This window comes from Corallococcus exercitus (assembly GCF_003611585.1).
GTDB classification, from domain to species: Bacteria; Myxococcota; Myxococcia; order Myxococcales; family Myxococcaceae; genus Corallococcus; species Corallococcus exercitus.
Window position 1 is genome coordinate 1 of the sequence record NZ_RAVW01000802.1, and the last position, 1,108, is coordinate 1,108.

The window sequence follows — 1,108 nt, forward strand, 5'->3', positions numbered from 1 at the left end:
CACCCTGGAGGCCCCCTCCCCGGCGGCCGTGGGCCGGCTGCTGGAGCTGTTCCGGGCCCACCACCCCGAGCGGCTGGTGGCGGGTTCCAGCTCCGCGGCGGGCTTCCAGTTCCTGGACCCGGCCGGGCTGCGGTGGGAATACGCCGCCCCGCCGGCTTGATTCTTCCCGCGAGCCGCGCCGGTGGGGCCCCGGAGGCATTCCGGGGGCCTCCCGGGCGTTCCTGAACGGGAAATCCTGATCGCGAACGCACGCGTGCCTTGACGCAACCAGGGCGTCGCAGTAAGGACGGCCACTCTTTTTTCCTTGCCTTGCCTTCCGCTGGAGCATTGCCTTGGCGAACACCAAGTCCGCAGAGAAGCGTCACCGCCAGTCCCTGAAGCGCCGCGCCCGGAATGTGAACGTCCGGACCACCGTGAAGGACGCCGTCAAGTCCGCCCGCGAGGCCATTGCCTCCAAGGACGGTGCGAAGACGACGGACGCGCTGAAGGCGGCTTCCAAGACCCTCAACAAGGCGGCCAGCAAGGGCGTCCTCCACAAGCGCACCGCCGCGCGCCGCATCTCCCGGCTGGCCAAGGCCGCCGCGAAGAAGGCCTAGTCATCCCGTAGCACACCGAGCGTTGAGGACCGGGTTCCCCGGTCCTCACCAGGTGCTGGCCAGCCGATCGTATCCGTCGCGCATGAGCTGCTCCGCCAGTCGCGCCAGCGCGGCCTGACGGTTGGCCTCCGCTTCCAGGACGTTGCCACGTCCCTGGAGGTAGTCCTCGGTCCCCGACACCACCGTCTCCGAGAGCAGCTGCCCCTCCTTCACGAGGCGCAGCCGCACGGTCGTGGAGATGCGGTAGTTGTTGGGGATGATGGTCGGGGACGACCAGATGCCGAGCACCGCCCCTTCAATCGTGGACGCGCAGCTTGGAGCGCTGGCCAGCCGGCCGGCCTGGATGAGCTGGTTGCGCAGGTAGCGCGTGAAGAGGTTCTCCAGCGCGGGCTCCGGCGTCTCGTTGGCGAAGACGGGCGCGCACACCTGCCCCGTGCCCTCTGGCAGCGCCGAACCCCAGGGGCTGAAGCGATAGCCGCACCCCGCCCCCAGCATCGCCGCCGCCACCACGC

At 69.9% G+C, this 1,108-nt stretch carries 2 protein-coding genes; one reads left to right on the forward strand and one right to left on the reverse strand.

Annotated features, from left to right (window positions below; genetic code table 11):
• Positions 1-332: 332 nt before the first annotated feature.
• Positions 333-596: a 30S ribosomal protein S20 gene (gene rpsT / locus D7W79_RS42140; protein WP_120530771.1), complete on the forward strand. Its 264-nt coding sequence runs from the start codon at positions 333-335 to the stop codon at positions 594-596.
• A 45-nt stretch (positions 597-641) separates the two neighbouring features.
• Here rpsT and lptE read toward each other — a convergent pair whose 3' ends face one another.
• Positions 642-1,106, reverse strand: a complete 465-nt coding sequence (lptE, locus tag D7W79_RS42145; protein ID WP_244222284.1) for an LPS assembly lipoprotein LptE — start codon at positions 1,104-1,106, stop codon at positions 642-644.
• Between the last annotated feature and the right edge of the window lie 2 nt (positions 1,107-1,108).